At 65.2% G+C, this 23,230-nt stretch carries 22 protein-coding genes; 15 read left to right on the top strand and 7 right to left on the bottom strand.

The annotated features are described in order from the left end of the window. The first annotated feature begins 58 nt into the window (after window positions 1-58). The 3 genes from ACPFMA_RS16780 (at window position 59) to ACPFMA_RS16790 (ending at window position 4,046) form a co-directional block, all read left to right on the top strand. Window positions 59-925, top strand: coding sequence for a LysR family transcriptional regulator (locus ACPFMA_RS16780; protein ID WP_064304087.1), 867 nt, complete (start codon window positions 59-61; stop codon window positions 923-925). Window positions 926-1,174: 249 nt separating this feature from the next. Then, window positions 1,175-2,398, top strand: a complete 1,224-nt coding sequence (locus ACPFMA_RS16785) for an MFS transporter (RefSeq protein ID WP_037062396.1) — start codon at window positions 1,175-1,177, stop codon at window positions 2,396-2,398. 235 nt (window positions 2,399-2,633) lie between these two features. Then, complete coding sequence (locus ACPFMA_RS16790; protein ID WP_420058838.1) at window positions 2,634-4,046, top strand: purine-cytosine permease family protein; 1,413 nt, start codon at window positions 2,634-2,636, stop codon at window positions 4,044-4,046. A 54-nt stretch (window positions 4,047-4,100) separates the two neighbouring features. On the opposite strand, the gene ACPFMA_RS16795 is transcribed toward ACPFMA_RS16790, so the two are convergent. The 3 genes from ACPFMA_RS16795 to ACPFMA_RS16805 all read right to left on the bottom strand — a co-directional run bounded on the left by ACPFMA_RS16795 (window position 4,101) and on the right by ACPFMA_RS16805 (window position 6,524). Further along, the gene (locus ACPFMA_RS16795) at window positions 4,101-4,343 is read right to left on the bottom strand and encodes a hypothetical protein (RefSeq protein WP_420058837.1); all 243 of its coding nucleotides are present in this window, start codon (window positions 4,341-4,343) and stop codon (window positions 4,101-4,103) included. Window positions 4,344-4,696: 353 nt separating this feature from the next. Then, window positions 4,697-5,854: an acetylornithine deacetylase gene (argE, locus tag ACPFMA_RS16800; RefSeq protein ID WP_420058836.1), complete on the bottom strand. Its 1,158-nt coding sequence runs from the start codon at window positions 5,852-5,854 to the stop codon at window positions 4,697-4,699. Further along, window positions 5,847-6,524, bottom strand: coding sequence for a DUF1028 domain-containing protein (locus ACPFMA_RS16805; RefSeq protein WP_064304084.1), 678 nt, complete (start codon window positions 6,522-6,524; stop codon window positions 5,847-5,849). The genes argE and ACPFMA_RS16805 overlap by 8 nt, the downstream gene beginning before the upstream one ends. Here ACPFMA_RS16805 and ACPFMA_RS16810 point away from each other — a divergent pair. Genes ACPFMA_RS16810 through ACPFMA_RS16820 form a run of 3 tightly spaced genes read left to right on the top strand, consistent with a single transcriptional unit; the run spans window position 6,523 to window position 8,505 of the window. Further along, window positions 6,523-6,798: a hypothetical protein gene (locus ACPFMA_RS16810; RefSeq protein WP_425928264.1), complete on the top strand. Its 276-nt coding sequence runs from the start codon at window positions 6,523-6,525 to the stop codon at window positions 6,796-6,798. The genes ACPFMA_RS16805 and ACPFMA_RS16810 overlap by 2 nt on opposite strands. After that, window positions 6,779-8,095, top strand: coding sequence for a flavin-containing monooxygenase (locus ACPFMA_RS16815; protein ID WP_064304304.1), 1,317 nt, complete (start codon window positions 6,779-6,781; stop codon window positions 8,093-8,095). The genes ACPFMA_RS16810 and ACPFMA_RS16815 overlap by 20 nt, the downstream gene beginning before the upstream one ends. Then, window positions 8,095-8,505 carry a RidA family protein gene (locus tag ACPFMA_RS16820; protein WP_064304083.1) on the top strand — a complete coding sequence of 137 codons (411 nt, stop codon included), beginning with the start codon at window positions 8,095-8,097 and terminating at the stop codon, window positions 8,503-8,505. The genes ACPFMA_RS16815 and ACPFMA_RS16820 overlap by 1 nt, the downstream gene beginning before the upstream one ends. 133 nt (window positions 8,506-8,638) lie before the next feature. Here the strand turns inward: ACPFMA_RS16820 and ACPFMA_RS16825 are convergent, their stop codons facing one another. Both ACPFMA_RS16825 and ACPFMA_RS16830 read right to left on the bottom strand, forming a co-directional pair. Further along, on the bottom strand, window positions 8,639-9,547 hold the full coding sequence (locus tag ACPFMA_RS16825; RefSeq protein WP_009407239.1) for a LysR substrate-binding domain-containing protein: 909 nt from the start codon (window positions 9,545-9,547) through the stop codon (window positions 8,639-8,641). A gap of 98 nt (window positions 9,548-9,645) precedes the next feature. After that, window positions 9,646-10,545, bottom strand: coding sequence for a LysR family transcriptional regulator (locus tag ACPFMA_RS16830; RefSeq protein WP_064304082.1), 900 nt, complete (start codon window positions 10,543-10,545; stop codon window positions 9,646-9,648). 198 nt (window positions 10,546-10,743) lie between these two features. On the opposite strand from ACPFMA_RS16830, the gene ACPFMA_RS16835 reads away from it, so the two are divergent. From ACPFMA_RS16835 to ACPFMA_RS16850, 4 genes are all read left to right on the top strand, one after another. After that, on the top strand, window positions 10,744-12,084 hold the full coding sequence (locus ACPFMA_RS16835) for a dicarboxylate/amino acid:cation symporter (protein ID WP_420058834.1): 1,341 nt from the start codon (window positions 10,744-10,746) through the stop codon (window positions 12,082-12,084). 47 nt (window positions 12,085-12,131) lie between these two features. Beyond that, complete coding sequence (gene ttdA / locus ACPFMA_RS16840) at window positions 12,132-13,031, top strand: L(+)-tartrate dehydratase subunit alpha (RefSeq protein ID WP_009407248.1); 900 nt, start codon at window positions 12,132-12,134, stop codon at window positions 13,029-13,031. Next, window positions 13,028-13,636, top strand: coding sequence for a L(+)-tartrate dehydratase subunit beta (gene ttdB, locus ACPFMA_RS16845; protein WP_009407255.1), 609 nt, complete (start codon window positions 13,028-13,030; stop codon window positions 13,634-13,636). The genes ttdA and ttdB overlap by 4 nt, the downstream gene beginning before the upstream one ends. Before the next feature lie 72 nt (window positions 13,637-13,708). Further along, the gene (locus ACPFMA_RS16850; protein ID WP_425928265.1) at window positions 13,709-14,575 is read left to right on the top strand and encodes an isocitrate lyase/PEP mutase family protein; all 867 of its coding nucleotides are present in this window, start codon (window positions 13,709-13,711) and stop codon (window positions 14,573-14,575) included. Between the two features lie 216 nt (window positions 14,576-14,791). Here ACPFMA_RS16850 and ACPFMA_RS16855 read toward each other — a convergent pair whose 3' ends face one another. Both ACPFMA_RS16855 and ACPFMA_RS16860 read right to left on the bottom strand, forming a co-directional pair. Then, on the bottom strand, window positions 14,792-15,676 hold the full coding sequence (locus tag ACPFMA_RS16855; protein WP_425928266.1) for a hypothetical protein: 885 nt from the start codon (window positions 15,674-15,676) through the stop codon (window positions 14,792-14,794). A 126-nt stretch (window positions 15,677-15,802) separates the two neighbouring features. After that, window positions 15,803-16,804 carry an AraC family transcriptional regulator ligand-binding domain-containing protein gene (locus ACPFMA_RS16860; protein WP_425928267.1) on the bottom strand — a complete coding sequence of 334 codons (1,002 nt, stop codon included), beginning with the start codon at window positions 16,802-16,804 and terminating at the stop codon, window positions 15,803-15,805. Window positions 16,805-17,174: 370 nt separating this feature from the next. Between ACPFMA_RS16860 and ACPFMA_RS16865 the strand changes: the two genes are divergently transcribed. The 5 genes from ACPFMA_RS16865 to ACPFMA_RS16885 all read left to right on the top strand — a co-directional run bounded on the left by ACPFMA_RS16865 (window position 17,175) and on the right by ACPFMA_RS16885 (window position 23,210). Then, window positions 17,175-18,152, top strand: a complete 978-nt coding sequence (locus ACPFMA_RS16865; protein ID WP_420058832.1) for a helix-turn-helix transcriptional regulator — start codon at window positions 17,175-17,177, stop codon at window positions 18,150-18,152. Between the two features lie 103 nt (window positions 18,153-18,255). After that, window positions 18,256-19,125: a transporter gene (locus tag ACPFMA_RS16870; RefSeq protein ID WP_425928268.1), complete on the top strand. Its 870-nt coding sequence runs from the start codon at window positions 18,256-18,258 to the stop codon at window positions 19,123-19,125. Window positions 19,126-19,132: 7 nt separating this feature from the next. Continuing rightward, the gene (locus ACPFMA_RS16875; RefSeq protein ID WP_064304076.1) at window positions 19,133-20,296 is read left to right on the top strand and encodes an MFS transporter; all 1,164 of its coding nucleotides are present in this window, start codon (window positions 19,133-19,135) and stop codon (window positions 20,294-20,296) included. 35 nt (window positions 20,297-20,331) lie between these two features. Beyond that, window positions 20,332-21,444, top strand: coding sequence for a class II histone deacetylase (locus ACPFMA_RS16880; protein WP_425928269.1), 1,113 nt, complete (start codon window positions 20,332-20,334; stop codon window positions 21,442-21,444). Window positions 21,445-21,566: 122 nt separating this feature from the next. Further along, window positions 21,567-23,210 carry a hypothetical protein gene (locus tag ACPFMA_RS16885; protein WP_425928270.1) on the top strand — a complete coding sequence of 548 codons (1,644 nt, stop codon included), beginning with the start codon at window positions 21,567-21,569 and terminating at the stop codon, window positions 23,208-23,210. The last annotated feature ends 20 nt before the right edge of the window (window positions 23,211-23,230 follow it).

The following is a 23,230-nucleotide window of genomic DNA, read 5'->3' on the forward strand; positions in this document are numbered from 1 at the left end:
GCTTATGACCTACATTTCCGTACCTCAACAGCCAATATCCCAAGCACTGGTTGCAAATATGAAACGACTCGAATGGGACAACCTGCACGTCCTGCTTGCCGTGGTTCGCTCCGGCAACCTCAAACGCGCGGCCCAGCGTTTGCGCCTAAGCACCGCTACGCTGTCGCGGCGCCTGGATGCGCTGGAAGAACAGCTCGGCGGGCAATTGCTGGAGCGCAGTTCCACCGGCTGCCTGCCCACTGCGTTCGGCCAGCGTATCGCCGGCCTGGCCGAGCAAATGGAAGGCGCGGCCAACGAGATCCTGCGCGAGGCCGACTCGCCAGAGAACGTGGAAGGCACGGTGCGGGTGAATGCCGACGAGTGGCTGTCATTCCTGGTGATCGCCCTGCTCGCACCGATCCGCCCGCGCCATCCGCTGCTGGACATGGAGGTGCTGACCACGCCACACCCGGTCAATCTGGCGCGACGCGAGGCCGACCTGTCGTTGCGCTATGCCGAGCCGGAAACCCGCGACCTGGTCGCCGAGCCCCTGGGCGAGATCGAATTCGCGCTGTACGGCGCCAGCCACTACCTGGACCGTCACCGCCCGGCGCTCGCCGCGCGCGACTGGGCCAACCTCGACTTCGTCGGCCTGGAGGAGTCACGCCTGGACCAGGACCTGGAAACCTGGTGGCAAGGCCTCGACGGCGCACCCCCGCCGTGGCTGCGCTGCAACCAGACCCTCGGAATCTACGACGGGGTAATCGCCGGGGCCGGGCTCGGCATCGTGGAAAAACGCACGGCGAAACTGACGCCGACACTGGAACTGGTGATGGACATGCCCGGGCTGACCCGCGAGGTGTGGCTGTGTACCCACCGTTCGTTGCGGGAAAGTGCGCGGATCAAGGCGGTTCGGGATTTCCTGGTGCAAGCCTGGCCGCACTAGCAAGGCTTGACGCGCTCGGTGTGGGAGCGGGTTCACCCGCGATGACGATGGTGGGTTCACTTACGTCATCGCGGGTAAACCCGCTCCCACATTGACTGCGTCAAGACTACCTACAGAGCATGGATCAGGCTCTTATCTTGCCCGTTTCCCGACAGCCGTTGTCCCAATCGCGCGAGACAGGGCTTGCCCGGCGGCCTAGGATAGGCTCGCTTCGTCCTTGTGTGTCGAGTTATTTCCGGAAGGTCCCGTATGTCCACTACAACAACCAGTGCAGCGCCCCCTCTTTCAGCCACATCCACTGCCAGCCCCGGCAGCCAGCTGGTGATGCAGGTCATCGCCGGCTGCGCCCTCGCCCACCTGGTCAATGACCTGATCCAGGCGGTACTACCGTCGATCTACCCGATCCTCAAGGCCAACTACGGCCTGAGCTTCACCCAGATCGGCCTGATCACCCTGACCTTCCAGCTCACCGCCTCGCTGCTGCAGCCCTGGGTCGGCTACCACACCGACCGCCATCCCAAGCCATGGCTGCTGCCGGTGGGCTCGATCTGCACGCTGGTCGGCATCATCATGCTGGCTTTCGTCGGCAGCTTCGGCGCCATCCTGCTGGCCTCGGCACTGGTGGGCATCGGTTCCTCCACCTTCCATCCGGAAGCCTCGCGCATCGCCCGCCTGGCCTCGGGAGGGCGCTTCGGCCTGGCCCAATCGACCTTCCAGGTCGGCGGCAACGCCGGCTCGGCCTTCGGCCCGCTGCTGGCCGCGGCCATCATCATTCCCTACGGCCAGGGCCACACCGCCTGGTTCGGCCTGGTGGCGCTGTTCTCGATGTTCGTCCTGTACAAGCTCAGCCGCTGGTACAGCCACCACCTGAGCCTGTTCAAGCTCAAGGCCGGCAGCAAGGCCACCCACGGCCTGTCCAGGCGCCGGGTGACCTTCGCCCTGGTGATCCTCGCGCTGCTGGTGTTCTCCAAGTACTTCTACATGACCAGCTTCACCAGTTATTTCACCTTCTACCTGATCGAGAAATTCGACCTGTCGGTAGCCAGCTCGCAACTGCACCTGTTCCTGTTCCTCGGTGCAGTGGCGGCGGGAACCTTCTTCGGCGGGCCGATCGGTGACCGCATCGGCCGCAAGGCGGTGATCTGGTTCTCCATCCTTGGTGCCGCGCCATTCACCCTGGCGCTGCCCTACACCGACCTGTTCTGGACCAGCGTGCTGAGCGTGATCATCGGCTTCATCATGGCCTCGGCGTTCTCGGCCATCGTGGTCTATGCGCAGGAACTGGTGCCGGGCAACGTCGGCATGATCGCCGGGATCTTCTTCGGCCTGATGTTCGGCTTCGGCGGCATCGGCGCCGCGCTGCTCGGCCACCTGGCCGACCTGCACGGGATCACCGAGGTGTACACCCTGTGCTCGTTCCTGCCGTTGCTGGGGATCCTGACGGTGCTGCTGCCGTCGACCAAAGGGGTCTGACAGACGACGCGGACCTTGTGGGAGCGGGTTTACCCGCGATTGCGGCAGCGAATCCAGCATCGCAATCGCGGGTGAACCCGCTCCCACAGGGTCCGCGTGTGCCCATGAACACCAGTTTTTTTAACGCCTCAGAACACATATTTACTAATTTCGCCCCCGCCCCAGCCCCCTCAAGATCGGCCTCCTACAAAAACGAAGTGCGCCAAGCGTGCTCATCCTTGCCTTGGAGTCCGTCATGACCAACGCTGCGTCATCCGCACCGCTTATCGAGAAACACACGATCGGCTACGTGCCCCCCGAAGATCGCCATGGAAAGGTACGGGACCTGTTCACCCTCTGGTTCGGCGGCAATATCGCGCCGTTGCCCATCGTCACCGGGGCCCTCGGGGTCCAGTTGTTCCACCTGAACCTGGTCTGGGGCATCGTCGCGATCCTCGTCGGCCACCTGCTCGGCGGTGTGTTGATGGCCCTGCATTCGGCCCAGGGCCCGCAAATGGGCATCCCGCAGATGATCCAGAGCCGCGCCCAGTTCGGCTCCCTCGGCGCCCTGCTGGTGGTGGTGATCGCCGGCCTGATGTACATCGGCTTCTTCGCCTCCAATATCGTCCTGGCCGGCAAGTCCTTGCATGGCGTGGCCGAGAGCATCCCGGTGCCGGTGGGCATCGTGATCGGCGCCCTCGGCTCGGGAATCATCGGCATCATCGGCTACCGCTTCATCCACGTACTCAACCGCATCGGCACCTGGGTACTGGGCATCGGTATCGTGGTGGGCTTCGGCTACATCCTCAGCCACGTGCAGTCCGATGACTTCCTCACCCGCGGCAGCTTCAACCTGTCCGGCTGGCTGGCCACGGTGTCCCTCGCCGCGCTGTGGCAGATCGCCTTCGCCCCCTACGTGTCCGACTATTCGCGCTACCTGCCGGCCAACGTGCCGGTGGCGGCGACCTTCTGGACCACCTACCTGGGCTCGGCCCTGGGTTCGAGCCTGTCCTTCGTGTTCGGTGCCGTCGCGGTACTGGCGGTGCCGGCCGGCATGGACAGCATGGACGCGGTCAAGCTCGCCACCGGCGCCATCGGTCCGCTGATGCTGGTGCTGTTCCTGCTCAGCGTGATCAGCCATAACGCCCTCAACCTGTATGGCGCGGTGCTGTCGCTGATCACACTGGTGCAGACCTTCGCGTATCGCTGGATCCCTACCGCGAAAAGCCGCGCCGTGCTGTCGCTGGTGGTGCTGCTGGGTTGCTGCGTGGTGGCGGTGTTCGCCTCGGCGGACTTCATCGGCCACTTCGTCGATATGGTCCTGGTGCTGCTGGTGGTGCTGGTGCCGTGGACGGCGATCAACCTCATCGACTTCTACGCGATCCACAAGGGCGACTACGACATCGCCTCGATCTTCAAGGTCGATGGCGGCATCTATGGCCGTTACAACCCGCAGGCGTTGCTGGCCTACGCCATCGGCATCCTGGTGCAGATTCCGTTCATGAATACCCCGCTGTATGTCGGCCCGGTCTCGGCGCATATCGATGGCGCCGACCTGTCGTGGCTGGTCGGGCTGCTGGTCACCTCGCCGCTGTACTACTGGCTGGCGACCCGGGACAGCGCGTATCGCCGGCGGCAGACCAGCGCCAGGCTGGCGGCTGCGCACTGATCGCACGCAGGGCCTGAACGCAAAGGCCGCGGAGGTTTGCTCCGCGGCCTTTTTTCATACCGCTACGGTCAGCGGCGAAGCTGACACCGATAGCGTCAGCAATGCTTTGCAAATCCTCATGTTCAGCAACGCGTCACTGAGCAATTCCTGGTGGCGGTCATTGGGCAGGTCGGGAAGGCAGGCGGCGTACTGGATGGCTTTGACGAGGTGTTCGGTTGCCCGCTGGATGGCGTCTTCATGAGAGAGGCCGGGGCCGACGCAGAGGGTCGGGGGTGGATCGGGGACGAGCTTTTTCATGGTGTAACTCCTAGCCGGGTGATGCGGTCACCGACTCGCCGCTAAACGAGTGGGTGGCAGCTGTACGTGGGTTAGCAGACCGAGGGCTAGGAGACCCGGCGCACCCGAAGGTGCCCACACGCACAGCCGCCATTACAAGCGTCGCTGGAGTGCACTAGCCATTCGGACTGCTAATCCGTGTCGTCGATGTGCGACGACCGGCGAAGACTAGGCAGGGTTTCCCAGGGACGCAACCACCAAGCGGGGGTCGGGAGTATGCTTGGGAAATTGCCTACAAGAAAGTCGGAAATCGGTGAAGTTTCCAGACATATGCAACAGAACTTGACCCGGCCATTGAGCGCGGCATCGGCAGCTCACCCCCGCAAATAAACCAGCAACCGCCCCAGCATCTCGTCACACCCGCGCAATTGCTCCAGGCTGACGAACTCATCCGGCTTGTGTCCCTGGTCCATGCTCCCCGGCCCGCACACCACGGTGGGAATCCCTGCCTGCTCGAAAAGCCCACCCTCGGTACCGAAAGCCACGGTGCCGAACCCGTCGGAACCACTGAGCATCGCCAGCACCCTGGCCGCCTCGCTATCAGGCGCGGTGGCCAGCCCCGGATAGGCGCTCAGCGGTCGCAGGCTGACACCGGTAGCGGGCTCTACCGCCTGCATCTTCGGTACCAGTTCCGCCTCGGCAAAACGCTCCAGTTCATCCGCTACCACCTGCGCATCGAAGCCCGGCAAGGCCCGTACCTCGAAATCGAACTCGCATTCCGCCGGGACGATATTCAGCGCCCGGCCACCCTTGATCACGCCGGTCTGCACCGTGGAGAACGGCGGATCGAAGCGTTCGTCGTGCAGTTCGGGAGCGGCCAGGCGTTCGCCGATCTCGCCGAGCTTGCCGATCAGGCGCGCCGCATATTCGATGGCGTTCACGCCATAGGGTGCGTAGGCCGAATGGCAGGCCGCGCCATGCACCTGGCAACGCATGGCCAGCTTGCCCTTGTGGCCGAGGACCGGCTTGAGCTCGGTGGGCTCGCCGATCAGGCACAGCACCGGCTTGTGCGGGCGCTGCTCCAGGGCGGCGAGCATCGAACGCACGCCGAGGCAGCCGACTTCTTCGTCATAGGAAAACGCCAGGTGCACCGGGGTGCGCAGCGGCGCGGCGACGAAGGCCGGGACCGCCGCCAGCACGCAGGCGATGAAGCCCTTCATGTCGGCGGCGCCGCGGCCATACAGGCGGCCGTCGCGCTCGCTCATGGCAAAGGGCTCGACCGTCCACGCCTGGCCGTCCACTGGCACCACGTCGGTATGCCCGGACAGCACCACGCCGCCACGGTCCCGAGGGCCGATGGTGGCGAACAGATTGGCCTTGGTGCCCTCGTCGTTGAGAAACAGCTCGCTGTCCACGCCATGACTGGCCAGGTAGTCGCGGATAAAGGCGATCAGTTCCAGGTTGGAGTCGCGGCTGACCGTCGGGAAGGCGATCAAGCGCGCCAGCAGGCCACGGCTGTTCGCGTCATTCATCGCCCGGCACTCCGTAGCTCGGCGCGGCGGTGGGGTCGAGGGCGCGGGTCACGTAGTCCTGCATCTGCGGGCGGTAGGCCTGCCACAGGGCATCGAGCTGGCCGATGGGGTCTTCGTCGGCCCAGTCCACGCGCAGGTCCACCAGCGGCCAGGTCAGTTCCCCTGCCACCTTCAGCGCCGCCGAATGCACCGGGCCGGCCTCGCCACCGGCGGCCATGGCGGCATGCATCGCGGCCAGCAGGCGGTCGGGAAGCTGGCCGTCGGCCTGTTCGAAGGCGCTGACCATGGCTTCGATCACGTGGCGCCCGGAAAGCAGGTTGCCCGCCGCCGCGCACTGCTCGCCGGCCACTGCATGGTGCACACCCAAGGCTTCGCTGCCGGTGAACAGCGCGACCCGGCCCTGGCTGTCGATCACCGTGACCTGGCGGTACTGGCTCCAACCGTTGGCGCCGAGCGCTCGCTCCAGGGCATCGGCAGGCGCGCTCTGCTCACGCTCGAGCAGATCGAGGATCTGCGGGCCGAGGGCTGGCAGGGTGATGTTCTGCGTCGACACCGCGCCGACGCCGGCACGCACCCAGGGGCAGCGGGCGCCGACGGCGATGCTGGAGGAACTGATGGCGATGCCGACCTGGCCGGTTTCGGGGCAGCGGCCAATGATGGAGAAGGTCATGCAGGGGCTCCTTGAAGGTCTGGTTCAGAGAGCATTGTGGCTGGCCGCAGTGGAGCGGGAAATTCGCGGATTTATGGCTTGGGAGAAGGAAAAAACTGGCCTGGCCCCGCCAGGGCACCCACCCTCGGCTTTTTATCGCCAACCCCCAGTTATTAACTATTTTCGCCTTTTCCTGCGCTTCCCTAGTCTGGCCCCAGGCAACGGCGGTTCTCCGACCGTCCCCGAACACAACGCCTGGAGAAAGGGCAATGGGCATGACTTTGAACAACCTTGAAATCGATACCCTGGTGGTCGGCGCCGGACAGGCCGGGGTGGCCATGAGCGAACACCTGAGCAAGCTCGGCGTGCCGCACCTGGTGCTGGAGCGCAATCGCATCGCCGAAGCGTGGCGCACCGGCCGCTGGGATTCGCTGGTGGCCAACGGCCCGGTCTGGCACGACCGCTTCCCCGGCCTGGAATTCGACCTCGACGCCGACGCCTTCGCCGGCAAGGACCAGGTCGCCGATTACTTCGAAGCCTACGTGCGCAAGTACGACCTGCCGATCCGCACCGGCGTCGAGGTGAAAAAGGTCACCCGCAACGCCGATCGCCCGGGCTTTACCATCGAAACCAGCGAAGGCACGCTGCATGCTGCCCGCGTGGTTGCCGCGACCGGCCCGTTCCAGCGCCCGGTGATCCCGGCCATCGCGCCGAAGGATCCGGCGCTGCACCAGATCCACTCGGCCGCCTACTTCAATCCGCAGCAGTTGCCCGAGGGCGCGGTGCTGGTGGTGGGCGCCGGTTCTTCCGGTGTGCAGATCGCCGACGAACTGATGCGTGCCGGGCGCAAGGTCTATCTTTCGGTGGGTGCCCACGACCGCCCGCCGCGCGCCTATCGCAACCGCGATTTCTGCTGGTGGCTGGGTGTGCTCGGCGAATGGGACGCGGAAATCATGAAGCCCGGCCGCGAGCACGTGACCATCGCCGTCAGCGGCGCCCGCGGCGGCCATACCGTGGACTTCCGCGCCCTGGCCCACCAGGGCATGACCCTGGTCGGCCTGACCCAATCGTTCCAGGATGGGGTCGTGCGCTTCCAGGACAACCTGGTGGACAACATCCGTCTCGGCGATGAGAACTACCTGGCGCTGCTGGACGCTGCCGACGCCTACATCGAACGCAACGGCCTCGACCTGCCGGAAGAACCGCAGGCCCGCATGCGCCTGGCCGATCCTGAATGCATGACCCGGCCGATCCTCGAACTGGACCTGGCCAAGGCCGGCGTCACCAGCGTGATCTGGGCCACCGGCTACGGCCTGGACTTCAGCTGGCTGGCGGTGGATGCCTTCGATGCCAACGGCAAACCCAGGCACCAGCGCGGCGTGTCCAGCGAGCCCGGCGTTTACTTCCTGGGGCTGCCATGGCTGTCGCGCCGTGGCTCCTCGTTCATCTGGGGCGTGTGGCACGACGCCAAGCACGTGGCCGGGCACATCGCCACCCAGCGCACCTACCTGGCCTACCGCGACAAGGCCCAGCGCCAGTCCGCCGCCGCTACCGAATCGTCTGAAAACGCTGCTCTCGAAGGAGTCAACTGATGCCAACCCATACCCGCATCCGCATGTTCAACACCAAGGCCACCTACCCCAACCAGACCCTCGACAACGACCTGTGCCAGGCCGTACGTGCCGGTAATACCGTGTACGTACGGGGCCAGGTGGGGACCGATTTCGAAGGCAACCTGGTGGGCCTCGGCGACCCGCGCGCGCAGGCCGAACAAGCGATGAAGAACGTCAAGCAACTGCTGGAAGAAGCGGGTTCGGACCTGAGCCATATCGTCAAGACCACCACCTACATCACCGACCCGCGCTTCCGCGAACCGGTATACCGGGAAGTGGGCAAATGGCTCAAGGGCGTATTCCCGATCTCCACCGGCCTGGTGGTGGCCGGGCTGGCGCAGGCGGAGTGGTTGATGGAGATCGATGTGATCGCGGTGATTCCGGAGTAAGCAAGACCGCAAGACCATGCACCCTCCTGTGGGAGCTGGCTTGCCAGCGATGAGGCCCGACTGGACAACATCTTTGTTGTCGACGGCCAAATCGCTGGCAAGCCAGCTCCCACAGGGTTTTGGGCCAGCCGATTCAGGAAAGCCCGGAGAGTTCTTCCCTGCAGAAATCCACGAACAACTGCGCCGGCCGGGTCAACTGCACCCGCTTCAGCTTGGCCGTGACCAGTCCGGACAATTCCACCGGCTCGGCGATGTCCACCGCCACCACTTTCTGCCCGTCATAGGTGCATTCCGAGCTCGGCCGGGTGACCAGCAGCGAGAAGCCGAAACCCTGCCCTACCATGCCCCGTACCATCTCGATCGACGGCGAGCTGAAGACGATGTTCGGGGTCAGCCCGAGGTCGTTGAACAGGCTGACGAAGTAGGTCCGGCTCGGCGCGACGTCGAGCAGGATCATCGGCTCCGGACACAGGTCGCGCAGTGATACCTGGGCCTGGCTGGCGAAACGATGCTTTTGCGGCAGCAGCACATAGGGCTTCTGCGGCGGCATCAGCGGTTCGGTCTCGATGGTGTTGTCCAGGTAGTGGTCGTACAGGAAGGCCAGGTCGAACGCCCCCGAGGTCAGCCCCTGCACCAGCTCCTGCTGCTCGCCGTCGCGCATGCGGATGTCCACGCCGGGATAACGCTCGCGGAACCCGGCGATCAGACGCGGCAGGTACAACGGCGCGACGGTTTCGAATACGCCGATATCGATCTGCCCGGCCACGGTGTCGTTGTCGGCCAGGGCGTTCTGCTCGAACTCCCGGGCCATCTGCAGCAGCGACTTGGTCTTGGCATAGAAGCGCTTGCCACTGGGGGTCAGCGAGACGCCCTGGGCGTGATGGCGGATGAACAACTGCACGCCGAAGCTCTCTTCCAGGCTCTTGATCGCCGTGGAAATCGACGGCTGGGCGATGTACAGCTGGCGCGAGGCCTCGGCAACGCTGCCAGCCTCCACCGTGGTGACGAAATACTTGAGTTGTCGCAGGGTGTAGGACGCCACGTGAACTTCTCCTGGCAGGTTTACCCATCACCTTACCCTAGCCGTGGAAAACCCCGACCGAGGTTTTTCCTCTGCCCGGACCATATTTTTCCTTGGCCTCACTTCCAGGCTTCACGCTCGAAGAAGGCACGCAGGTGTTCGATGAAGAACGACACCTTGGCCGACAGGTTCAGGCGCTCCAGGTACACCGCATAGATATCGGCAGGTGGTGTCTCGTAGTCGCCCAGCACCTCCACCAGCTCACCGGAACGCAGGTAGCGCGCCAGGTTCCACTCGGCCCGCATCAGGATGCCATGCCCCTCCAGCGCCCAGTTCAAGGCGACTTCGCCATCGTTGGTGCTGAGCCCGCCGCGCACCTTGACCGATTCCGCCTGCTTGCCCCGGCTCAGGCGCCAACTGCCGAAGGCGGCGTCGTTCTGGCGCAACACGATGCAGTGGTGGCTGGCCAGGTCCCTGGGGGTTTCAGGGGTGCCGCAGCGCGCCAGGTAGGCCGGCGCGGCACACAGGCGCCGACGGTTGCTGGCGATCTTGCGCGCGATCAAGCGCGAGTCCGGCAGGTCGCCGAAGCGGATCGCTACATCGATGGCATCGTCCGGCAGGTTGATCGGCCGGTCGGTAAGTTGCAATTGCACCTCCACTTCCGGATGCCGCTGGACGAAGGAAGAAATCGCCGGCCCCACGTGCGTGCGCCCGAAGCCCAGCGGCGCATTGACCCGCAACAGGCCCTTGGGCTCGGCCCGGCTGCTGGAGACCTGGCGCTCCATTTCCTCGATCTCGCCGACGATACGCTGGGCGTTGACCAGGTACAGCTCGCCCTCGGCGGTGAGGCTGATGCTGCGCGTGGTGCGGTTGAGCAGGCGCACGCCCAGGCGCTGCTCCAGCTGGGCCAGGCGCTTGGAAACCGCCGGCGGGGTCAGGTTCAGCTCCCTGGCCGTCGCCGCCAGGCTGCCAAGGCGCACCAGCTGGATAAAGAAGGCCAATTCCGAGACCGGACTCATTAGTAACCTCAGGTAAACAATGAAGTGAAATTCATTGTATTACCACGTTTCAGAAAAACCTTTAACTTTCCCTCCCGTGATTACCCACACGAAACCTGGGCTATCCCGCCGCCGCGACTTGCCTGGTCGCAGCGGCGCGACAAGCCCGGCCGACAAGAAAAAATCCGACTCACAACAATAAAGCGGAGAAAAACGGCCATGAAAGTTCTAGGCAAGTTGTATGTGCAGGTCCTGATCGGCGTCAGCCTCGGTATCGCCCTCGGGGTGTTCTGGCCCGAAGTCGGCGTCGATCTCAAGCCCTTGGGCGATGCCTTCATAAAACTGATCAAGATGGTCTTCGCGCCGATCATCTTCGCCACGGTGGTGCTCGGCATCGCCAAAATGGAAAACATGAAGGAACTGGGCCGGGTCGGCGCCCGCGCCCTGATCTACTTCGAAGTGCTGTCCACCTTCGCCCTGGTGCTGGGCCTTGTGGTGGTCAACCTGGCGCAGCCCGGCGTGGGCATGAACGTCGACCCGGCGACCCTGGATACCAAGAGCATCGCCAGCTACACCTCGGCGGCAGCGGCCGGCTCCGGCAGCTTCACCGACTTCCTCCTGCATATCATCCCGGCCAGCGTCACCGACGCCTTCGCCAAGAACGAGATCCTGCCGATCCTGCTGTTCTCGACCCTGCTGGGCATCGCCCTGGCCCATCTGGGCGAGCGCGGCAAACCGGTGGTGGACGTGCTGGAAAGCTTCTCCCACGGCATGTTCCACATCGTCGGCATGGTCATGCGCGTCGCCCCGCTGGCGGCCTGCGGCGCCATGGCCTTCACCGTCGGCAAGTACGGACTGGGCTCGATCGTGTCCCTCGGCAAGCTGATGGCGACCATGTACATCACCTGCTTCCTGTTTGTGGTGATCGTGCTGGGCTTCGTCGCCCGCCTGTCCGGCTTCAGCCTGTGGAAATTCCTGAAATACCTGAAGGAAGAACTGTTCACCGTGCTCGGCACCAGTTCCTCGGAATCGGTGGTGCCACAACTGATGGGCAAGCTGGAAAAGGCCGGCGTATCGAAACCGGTGGTGGGCCTGGTGATTCCGTCCGGGCTGACCTTCAACCCCGATGGCCAGTGCATCTACTACACCATGGCGGCGATCTTCATCGCCCAGGCCACCAACACGCCGCTGAGCCTGACCGACCAGCTCATCGTCCTCGGCGTGCTGCTGCTCACCTCCAAGGGTTCGGCCGGGGTGACCGGCTCCGGCTTCATCACCCTGGCCGCGACCCTGGCGTCGCTGGGCAGTATCCCGGTGGCCGGCATGGTCCTGCTGCTCGGCGTGGACCGCTTCATGTCCGAAGCCCGCGCCATCACCAACACCATCGGCAACGCCGTCGGCACCCTGGCGATCGCCAAATGGGTCGGCGCGCTGGACAGCGCCCAGCTCAACCGCGTCCTCGACGGCCAGCCCGAAGCCGAAGCACACCGTGCAGAGGCAGCCCCCGCGCTGCACAACAACCAGACCGTGACACCGGCGACCACCGCCAGCGGTGCATGACCTGCCCCCGAACCCACCCGCCTTGTGATGCTGTAAGGAGATAAACCGTGGAAAGAGAAGAAGCCGTCCAGTCGCTCACCGATACCCTGGCGAAATTCACCGCCTACATCGGCAAGCGCCTGCCCAGGGACGTCAAGGCCAAGACCGCCAAGCTGCGTGCGGCGGAAACCAACCCCCTGGCCATCGCCGTGTACGACTCCATGGCCGAGAACCAGGACTATGCCGACAAGCTCAACCGCCCGAGCTGCCAGGACACCGGGGTGATCCAGTACTTCGTCTCGGCCGGAGCGCGCTTCCCGCTGCTGGGCGAGATGGAGAGCATCCTGGAGAACGCCACGAAGGAGGCGACCATCCAGGGCCCGCTGCGCCACAACGCCGTGGAGACCTTCGTCGAGAAGAACACCGGGACCAATACCGGCTCGAAGATCCCGTGGCTGGACTGGGAAATCATCCCGGATGCCGACTACGCCATCGTCGACGTGTACATGGCCGGTGGCGGCTGCACCCTGCCCGGCTCGGCCAAGGTGCTGATGCCCGGCCAGGGCTACGAAGGGGTGACCGAATTCGTCTTCGACGTGATCACCTCCCGCGGCGTCAATGCCTGTCCGCCGCTGCTGGTCGGCGTAGGTGTCTCGACCTCGGTCGAAACCGCCGCGCGCCTGTCGAAGAAAGCGATCCTGCGTGAAGTGGACTCCAGCCACCCGAACGAAAGCGCGGCGCTGATGGAAAAGCTGCTGGAAGAAGGCCTGAACGAAATCGGCATCGGGCCCCAGGGCCTGACCGGCAACAGCAGCGTGATGGGGGTGAACATCGAGTCCTCGGCCCGTCACCCTTCGACCATCGGTGTTGCCGTATCCACCGGCTGCTGGGCCCACCGCCGCGGCAAGATCCGCATCAACGCCGACCTGTCCTACGACATCCTTTCCCATGAAGGTGTAGTTCTGTGAAAAAGATCCTCAGCACCCCGATCAAAGACGAAGACCTGGCCGAGCTCAACGTGGGCGACGTGGTCTACCTCACCGGCCAACTGGTGACTTGCCGCGACGTCGCGCACCGGCGCCTGATCGAACTGGGCCGCGAACTGCCGGTGGACCTGCGCGGTGGCGCGATCTTCCACGCCGGCCCCATCGTCAAGAAGAAGGACGATGGCAGTTTCGAGATGGTCTCCATCGGCCCGACCACCAGCATGCGCATGGAGAAGTTCGAGAAGGAATTCATCGAGCAGACCGGCGTCAAGCTGATCGTCGGCAAGGGCGGCATGGGCCCGGAAACCACCACCGGCTGCCTGGAGAACAAGGCAGTGCATGCGGTGTTCCCCGGCGGTTGCGCGGTGCTCGCGGCCACCAAGGTGGAAGAGATCGAACGTGCCGAATGGCAGGACCTGGGCATGCCCGAGACCCTGTGGGTCAACCGCGTGCGCGAGTTCGGCCCGCTGATCATTTCCATCGATACCAAGGGCAACAATCTGTTCGAACAGAACAAGAAGCGCTTCAACGAACGCAAGGGCTCGGTGATCGAGAAGATCAACGCGCAGGTGCGTTTCATCAAGTAAGACCACGACCGACCGGTGCCCACGCAGCACCGGTCGGCCGTTCCCTTCTTTACAGAACAACGAGATATCGCCATGTATCCAGCCAGTCATCACGCACTGCGCGAGACCTTCCGTGGCCTGCTCGCCCGCCCGGCCTGCCAGCGTACCGCTTCGGTGTTCGACCCCCTTTCCGCGCGCATCGCCGCCGACCTTGACTTCGAGGTCGGCATCCTCGGTGGCTCGGTGGCCTCGTTGCAGGTGCTGGGCGCGCCGGACATCGCCCTGCTGACCTTGAGCGAGTTCGTCGAGCAGGCCACCCGCATCGGCCGGGTGTCGCGCCTGCCGGTGATCGCCGATGCCGACCATGGTTACGGCAACGCGCTCAATGTGATGCGCTGTGTCGCCGAGCTGGAACGGGCCGGGGTCGCCGCCCTGACCCTTGAGGACACCCTGCTGCCGGCGCGCTTCGAAGAGCCGCTGTCGGAGCTGATCAGTGTCGAGGAAGCCGTCGGCAAACTGCGCGCCGCGCAGCGGGCGCGGCAGGACCGCAGCCTGGCACTCATCGCCCGAACCCATGCCGGGGTGCAATCCTTGTCGCAGGTTATCCAGCGCACCCGGGCCTATCAGGAGGCCGGGGCAGACGGAATCTGCCTGATCGGGGTGAGGGACTTCGAGCAACTGGAAGCAATCGCCGAAGGATTGCGGGTGCCCCTGATGCTGGTGACCTATGGCAGCCAACAGGCCTGGGACGAACAACGCCTGACCGGACTCGGCGTGCGGATCGTGGTGGACGGGCATGCGGCCTGCTTCGCGGCGATCAAGGCCACTTACGACACCCTGCGGGCGCAGCGCGGGCCGGATGCCGGCGCCGAGCTCAGGCCCGGCGAACTGGTGGCACGGTACAGCCGGGCCGAGGAGTACCTGGGGCTGGCGCGGGAATATATGGGGGTGATTGCCTGAGGGGTCTTGGGCTGTTCTTTCGGGCCTCATCGCTGGCAAGCCAGCTCCCACAGGTTTTGTGCAAATCTCAAGGTTTGCAGTAACCCTGGGGGCAGGGGGTGATGCCTGAAAGGTCTTGGGCTGTTCTTTCAGGTCTCATCGCCGGCTAGCCAGCGATGAGGCCTGAGAGACCACCACACACTTCAGATCAGATCACTTCCCGGGCCAGGGATTTGATCAGCGCGTGGTAAATGCCCCATCAGGGCCTTGAACAGCAGCATCCTCGCCTTCGTCATCCTGTTGAGTCTGCTGCATCCACGGGCCATCCCGCAGTCGCGCGTCCAGCCGTGCGGCTTCCTGCAGCAACGCCTCGCTGGCGGCACGGGCCTGGCGCGAGCGCCAGCCCGAGGTGAACCCCAGGCGCTGGACTTCGGCCAGCGCTTCGTCGAGGTCCTGCATACCACGCTCCTGTGCTTCGCAGGCCACCGCAATGGACATGCCGCGCTCTTCGATGCTGCTCGAGGCGGCGCTGATCCCGGCAAGGGCCAGGTTGGCGTCGTAGGTCTGGTCGCGCCCCTGGCGTGCCAGCAGGCGCACCTCGTTGCCCAGGTCGGTCCTGGCTGCCAGCGCCGTCCGGTCGACACTGCGCAACGCCATCAGGGTGGCACTGAGCCCCGCCTGGCCCTCCAGTGCCAGCTTCATCGATTGGCGTGATTCACTGCCGACCTGACGGGCATCCTCCAGCAACTGCCGACCCTCTACCTTGATCCGGGCAAAGGCGGTCAACGCCAGATCGAACTTGCGCTGCTGTTGTTGCAGGGCCGCGTCACACTCGTTGCTCAAGGCAACGACCTGGTTCGCCAATTGGCCCAGGTGCGCCAGGTCCTTGCGCATCAGCCCCAGGCTGTCGCTGGCTTCACCCTGCAGCCCCCGCATGCCCTCGCGCAGCGCCCGCGCCTGCTCCTGACAGCGGGCCAGATGTGCGCGCTGGCGCAGGCACAGGTCCAGCAGGAGGACGCCAGCACAGGCGCCGAGAGCCGCGAACAGCCCCAAGAGCGGCTCCAGCAACAGGATGACCACAAGGATCAGGCAGTAGCGAAATGAAACGGTGGCTGGTGGCATGCGGGCAGAAGGTCCCTCAACGGCTGCGCAAACGTGTGCGTATCAAGTGTGGCGGCTTTTTTCCCGGGTTGCCGTGGTCCGCGCTGCCGGGATAAACAAAAAGCCTGCGCGGATAAACGAAAGCCTTCAGAGCTGCTCGCGATAGCGTCCCGGCCCCATGCCGAACCAGCGCTCGCAGGCCTTGTTGAAAGCACTTTGATGGCGAAAACCGACCTGGTAGGCAATCTGCTTGAAGCTCAGGGTGCTGTTGCGCAATAGCCGATGGCTGTCGCGCAGCCTCACCTCGTCGAGCAAACGCACGAAGCTGTGCCCCTCGCCTTCCAGGTTGCGACTCAGGCGCGGACCACTCATGGCCAGCACCTCGGCGACCCGGGCCAGGGTTACCGGACGCCCCTGGCCCAGTTGCTCGCTGATGACCGCCCGGACCTTCAGGCTGAGGCGATCGCCGCCCATCTGCGCCTGCCAGCGTGCCAGGTAGTCGCTATGTACTGCATGCAGCGCCGGATCGTGGCTGGCCACTGGCAGCGCGGCATCGGCATGGCTGAACAACAAGGCATTCTGCGCCGCGCCGTGCTGGATATGCTCACCATAGACCCGCCTTGCATCGGCGCTGACGGTGCACGGCGGATAGCTCAGTTCCGCGCGCAATGGCCGGATCGTCCGCCCCGGCACCAACCAGCACAGCAGGCCGACGGTGATCGCCGCCACCGCGTCGATGAACACCCGCGACAGTTCGCGCTGGCCAGTTCCGGTAGGCACGCCGACCAGGCGCACGCCGTCGCTGCGTTCTTCGACGAACAGGCAGAAACCGGTGCCCACCAAATGGTGATGCTCGGCCAGGCTCACCAGCACGCTCTTGATAGTCGGGCTGGACATCACCGCGTAGCCAAGTGGCCCGAGGTGGGCCGGGTGAGCATGCTCGAACGCGCGCAGGCCGATCCCCGGATCGCCGCCGAGCAGGCTGGCCTGGTCGAACACAGCGTCGAGGCTGGCCAAGGGGATGAAGGCAGGCGCGGACGGGTCCAGCAAGGGTTCGGCCAGGTGCTGGCACAGCTCGCGAACGGCGGGCTGGACACCTCCCAGCGCGGAGATCAGGGCGTTGGCAAAAGCCCGCGAAACGGTTGGCATGGACGAATTCCAGATACGAATGGGTCAGGCATGTCCGGAGTCAGTCGTATGACCACCGAAAGCGCATTTGACTCAATGAATCGTCTTCCAGGACACAACCTTTAGTGGCGTAGGGGCTTTCCCGATAAGGCTTGCCGGGGTGCTAGGGGAAACCATCAAGTGGGTGGCGGGGTCGGGAAGTTATCGCATGACCTTGCGACACGCCCCCACAAAAGCACGGCATGCAGCGACAAGCCCCCACCCTCCTGCATCTGTAGGATAGTGATCCACCACCCTTTACCGCGAAACTCGATCCAGGCCCTGCCCCCTCCGGCCACCCCAAGACCCCTGACGAAACCAATAACAACAGTCGCACAGAGGTAGTTGCCCCATGTCCCGGCACGAATACAGTCCCGCCCGCCTGTTGCAGGCGTTCAGCAACATGAGCCTGGAGCTCCAGCGCCTGGCGCAGAACCAGGACCTCGCGAACTTCCACCGCCCGGCCCTGGACTGCATCGGCCAGGTGCTGCCCTTCGCCAGCGCATGGTGGGGCCGCGCCGCATTGATCGACGGCTTGCCGGAAGAACACAGCTCCTACCTGCATGGGCTGCCCGCCAGCTACCTCCCGGACTGGCAGTCCATCCGCCATATCGACGTCACGGTCGGCCGGGTCCACGCCCATCCCGGGCAGTCGGTGATCATCGACATGCGCGACCCCGACAACGGCCCCGGCCTCAACTGGCTGGGACAGGCCTACGGCATCGGCGAGCTGCTGTGCGTGGTGCATGTCGATCCGCGCACCCTGTTGAGCGACCACCTGGCCCTGTACCGTGCCCCGGGCGCGCCGCGCTTCACCGAACAGGACCGGCTGATCCTCGATAACGCCATGCTGCACCTGGTCGCAGCGGTGTCGGCCAACCAGATCCGCACCCTGGTGACCAAGCGCGAGTCCCTCAGCCCGTCGCGCAACCTGGCGCTGGCGGTGTGCGACCAGCGCGGCACCCTGCAGTGTGCCGAGCGTGGATTCGTCGATCTGCTGCTGGGCGAGTGGCCGCAGTGGAGCGGCCCGCTGCTGCCGATGGCCGTGGACGGCCGCGGGCATGAGGGCAAGCACCTGCAGATCGAAGCCTCGGCGGTAGGCGACCTGTTTCTCCTCGCCGCCCGCCCCCGCGGTGCCCTGGCCCAGTTGAGCCCGCGGGAACAGGATGTCGCCATGGGCTTCGGCGAGGGCAAGACCTACAAGGAAATCGCCCGCGACCTGGGCATGGCACCCAACACCGTGCGCCACCATATCCGCGCCATCTATCACAAGCTCGGGGTCAACGATAAGACCCGCATCGCCCAGTTGCTGCATACCCCGCCCGACTGACCCCGGACGCTGATCGACCCTGACCGCACGCCGACGCCTAGCGCCGGTGACGGCCCGGCTTTGCCTGCGATTTGCCAACCATAGAAGAAGAGACACCACGACCATGACCCATTCCCTGATCCGCACGCTGGCCCTGGCCGGTGCCCTGTCGAGCCTGCACGCCCAGGCCGCCGACCTCAACGCCCGGGATTTTTTCGGCGCGCCTTCCGGCACCAGCCTCGGCGTGCTGTACCTGCCGGCCACCCGTGCCGGCGACTTCCACGGCCCGGCCGATAGCACCGGCAAGGCCGAGCTGAAGGTCAATGCCGTGGCCTACCGCCAGGTGTTCTTCAGCGACCTTTGCGGCACCCTGTGTACCCCGCAGTTCATCGTGCCCTTCGCCGACATCGATGCACGCCTGCCCGGCGCGAGCCGGCATACCGGGGAAAGCGGCTTCGGCGACCCGCAGGTGGGCGGCACGCTGTTTTTCATCAACGACCCGGCCAGCCGCACCTACAGCGGCCTGCTGACCCTGGTCACCCTGCCGGTCGGCGAGTACCACGGGCAAAATCCGGACGTCTCGCCCGGTGCCAACCGCTGGGGCACCACCTTCGTTTACAACGACACCCGGGGCATCGGCGAGAAGTGGGTGCTGGAAGCCAACCTCGAAGCCCAGCTCTACGGCAAAAACGACGACTACTTCGGCAGCGACCTCAAGCAGGACCCGCTCTATCGCCTGCAAGCCTTCGCCTCCTACGACTTCACTCCCGCCACCTACGGCGCGCTGCGCCTGATCCATGCCGACGGCGGCGAACTGAAGATCGACGGCCAGCGCATCGACGACACCCACAAGCGCTACACCCAGGTGGGCTTCGAGCTCGGCCACTGGCTGGACCGGCAAAACCAGGTGATGTTCAGCCTGTCGCAGAACGTCGCCACCGACAACGGCTACCACGGTACCGACGCCTTGCTGCGCCTGGTCCATGTGTTCTGACGCGGAGATGCCCATGAGCAGCAAGCCCCTGTCCGCTGGATCCGCAACCGCTTCGTCGCACCTGGCCCTGCTGGCGGCCATCGTGCTGTTCGCCGCGATCACCCCGACCATCCTCATGACCGCGCCGGCGGTGGCCGCGCAACTGGCCACGCAGTGGAGCCTGAGCCCGTCACGGATCGGCGATCTGTTTTCCGCCGAACTGGGCGCCATGAGCCTGGCCACCCTGCCCGCCTTCTGGTGGCTCAAGCACGCCGATTGGCGACGGGTCGCCCTGCTCGCGGGCCTCGCCTTCATCGCCGCCAACCTGCTGTCGATCTACGCCACGGATTACTCCACGCTGCTGGCCCTGCGCTTCTGCAGCGCCCTGGCCGGCGGCTCGCTGATGATCGTGTGCCTGTCCAGCGCCGCCTCCACCAGCAATCCGAGCCGGGTCTACGGCCTGTGGGTCATGGGTCAGCTGGTGGTCGGGGCGATCGGCCTGAGCGTGCTGCCGCGCCTGTTCGAACACTACGGGCTGGCCGCCTGCTACCTGTCGCTGGCGATACTGATGGCGCTGTTCCTGCCCCTGGCGCGTTGCTTCCCGCAAGGAGCGCCAGCCGCACCGACGGGCGCCGACACAGCGCCCTCGGCGAACAAAGGCAAGATCGTCCTGGGGATCCTCGGCATCCTGGCCTTCTACATCAGCCTCAGCGGCGTGTGGACCTTCATCGGCGCGATCAGCGCCGCCGCCGGGATCGCCGCCGAAATCAGCGGCGAAGTGCTGGCCATCGCCACCCTGATGGGCATCGTCGGTGCCGGTTGCGCCTCGCTGATCGGCGAACGCCTGCCGCGTGGCCTGCTGTTGCTGGCGGGCTACGGGCTGATGGTCGGTTCGGTGCTGCTGCTCCTCGGCCAACCGGCCCTGGCGCGGCTGGCGCTGGCGGCGCTGGTGTTCAAGTTCACCTGGACCTTCATCTTGCCGCTGGTGCTCGCCTGCCTGGCCGACCTCGACCGCTCCGGACGCCTGATGAACGCGTCCAACCTGGTGATCGGCGCCGGCCTGGCAATCGGCCCGGCCATCGCCGGCCGCCTGATCGAAAGCAGCGGCAGCTACCAGCCGCTGCTGATCGGCGCCGCCGTCCTGACCTTCACCTCGCTGCTGCTGATCCTCGGTTGCCGTCGCGGCGCCTGAGCCCTCCTTTCACCTGGAAAAAAAACGGAATCATCATGAGCCGAAACACTGCCTTTTTCTTCGACGAACTGAGCCTCTGGCACAGCGCCGGCCTGCATGCCCTGACCTTGCCGGTAGGCGGCTGGGTGCAGCCTCCGGCCGCCGCCGGACATGCCGAGTCACCGGAAACCAAGCGCCGCCTGAAAAGCCTGCTGGATGTCTCCGGCCTGACCCGCCGGTTGCAGGTGCGCGGTGCGGCGCCTGCCAGCGAGGAGGATCTGCTGCGCGTCCACACGCCTGATTACCTGCAACGCTTCAAGGCCCTCAGCGATGCCGGTGGCGGCGAGCTGGGCCCGCACGCGCCAATCGGGCCGGGCAGCTACGAGATCGCCAGGCTGTCCGCCGGCCTGGCAGTGGCGGCGGTGGACGCGGTGCTGGCTGGCGAGGTGGACAACGCCTATTCCCTGTCGCGCCCGCCGGGTCATCACTGCCTGGCCGACGGCGCCATGGGCTTCTGCTTCCTGGCCAATATCGCCGTGGCCATCGAAGTGGCCAAGGCCAGGCGCGGGCTGGGCAAGGTCGCAGTGATCGACTGGGACGTGCACCACGGCAACGGCACCCAGTCGATCTTCGAGGAACGCGGTGACGTGCTGAGCATTTCTCTGCACCAGGACGGCTGCTTCCCGGCCGGCTACAGCGGCGAGGACGAGCGCGGGCGCGGCGCCGGGCTGGGCGCGAATATCAACATTCCCCTGCCGCCGGGCAGCGGACATGCGGCCTATATCCACGCGATGGAGCGCATCGTGGTGCCGGCCCTGGAGCGTTTCGAACCGGAACTGATCATCGTCGCCTGCGGCTACGACGCCAACGCCGTGGACCCGCTGGCACGGATGCTGCTGCACAGCGACTCGTTCCGCGAGATGACCCGGCGGGTGCGCGAAGCCGCCGAGCGCCTGTGCCGGGGGCGGCTGGTGCTGGTGCATGAGGGCGGTTACTCGGAGGCCTATGTGCCGTTCTGCGGGCTGGCGACGATCGAGGAGCTGGCGGGCGTGCGGACCGGGGTGGACGATCCGATGCTGGAATTCGTGCAGTTGCAGCAGCCGGTCGAGACCGTGGCAGCGTTCCAGCGGCAGTGGGTCGAGGGCCTGGCAGGCCGGTGCCTGCCCTGAGGATAACGAGGTTGTCGAACATCCCTCTACCCAGCCGACCGTGAATAGTGGCAGGATGCCGCATCACTCCGGAGCACTGCCATGCCCTTGTCGAAACCACCCAGACTGCCTGCGAGGTTCTGATGCCAACCCTGCGTGCGATCGTCGATGACTGGTACGACAAGGCCTGGGGGGCGCACAAGAGCGGCAAGAAAGGCCTGCTCCCGGAACTGGAGCGCTCGCCACTGATGTGGCGAAGCTCCAGCCCCTGGAAGTGTGAACCGGGAGACGTCCACTTCAGCAATACCAAGGAAAGCAGCTACACCTCCAAGCTGCCCAGGCTCGACACCAGGACGCTGGAACAGCACTGGAGAAGCGTTCGCCTGGGCCTGTCCAGCCGCGGCTTTGTCGGCGAGGAACAACTGAACCCGCTGATCCCGCGGATGAACAGCAAGAACGTGGTCAAGCGCGTGAAGGCCCGGGTGAAATCCAGCGGCCTGAACGCCTCGATGGTGGTCAGGCGCGAGCTGGCCTCGGTCGCCGACAACACGCTATTCATCAAGGGTACCCTGGAGGATGGCTCCCCCCTGTCCGCTGCCGTGTGGTTCGAGCGCGCCACGGTGGCCTGGAGACTGCAGTCCTGGTGCGGCATCGTCGTTAAAGACATCACGAACCATCCTTCCCTGCACGGCATCTATGAACACCCGAACGCCCTGACCCTGGACAACGGCCTGAACAGCCTGAGTTTTGGCGAGCCGATATTCATCGAGTCGTCGGTGGTTGTCGCGGGCTCGGCGACCACCATTCCCGTACTGGCGGGCGCGCACTATTACGTGGGTTTCAGGTTCGGCCCCAACCTGCAACGGGCGGTGCGCAAACGCACGCCCCTGGTGCTGATCGGCAACCAGATGAACGCCAACGCCTGGCGTTCGACGCCCTTCGACTTGAGCTTCACCGATCTGGAACTGCGCAATTGCACCCTGTTGATCAAGACCCGCCAACTCGATGACGGCGGCACCCTGGTCTGGGACAGCCGCTGCTACCTGGAGGGTCGCGGTCTCGGTGGGCAACGTTACCGCACGGAACTGGCCAGCGATAACTGCATCCTGCGCTGGAACCTGCAGCTCAGCGCCAGTCTCGATTACGATCCAGCAGACGTGCATGAAACCGACTCACCACAAAACGCCGAGCTGGCCGGGGCCGAGGAGGACTTTTTCCTCGACTCGCCGGCGACCTACCCGCCCTTGCAGAAACTGGAACGCTACGATGCCTGGCTCGGCGGTGCAGCGTGGCGCAGTGGCGATATCACATCGGCGATCTATGGGTCGCTGGCCGAGGCCCAGTTCCTTCACCTGCAGTTCGGCATCGCCCTGACCAGCCTCAAGACCACCGACGCCGCCCTGGTCTTTCGCGGCACGCCGACGGTCAACAAGCCATCCGACGACTTCACCTGGCACCGCTCGCTGTTCCGCGTTGCCGTAGGCCAGCCGTTCGATAGCGGGCAGCGGCGCATCAGCCATGAGTCCCATATCCGGATAATGGCCGGCGACATCCCCTGCGAAGGCTTTTTCGAACCGCGGGAGGACAAACCCATCCTGAACCTGCGCCCGGCACGCGACACGGATATCCCCCGCTTTGCCGCAGGCCTCAAGATTGATATCCCGGCCGACACCCTGCCCGCCGTCGACCAGTTCACCCTGCGCTTCAACCTGATCAGCGGCCGCGGCCAGGTCATCGCCAGCAATGACGGAGACTTCCAGTTGCTCGACCCCTCGGAGGAACCCTGATGCCCGCAGTGCGCATCATC

Origin of the sequence: Pseudomonas sp. NyZ201, from assembly GCF_049860765.1 — a bacterium.
GTDB lineage: Bacteria > Pseudomonadota > Gammaproteobacteria > Pseudomonadales > Pseudomonadaceae > Aquipseudomonas > Aquipseudomonas bharatica.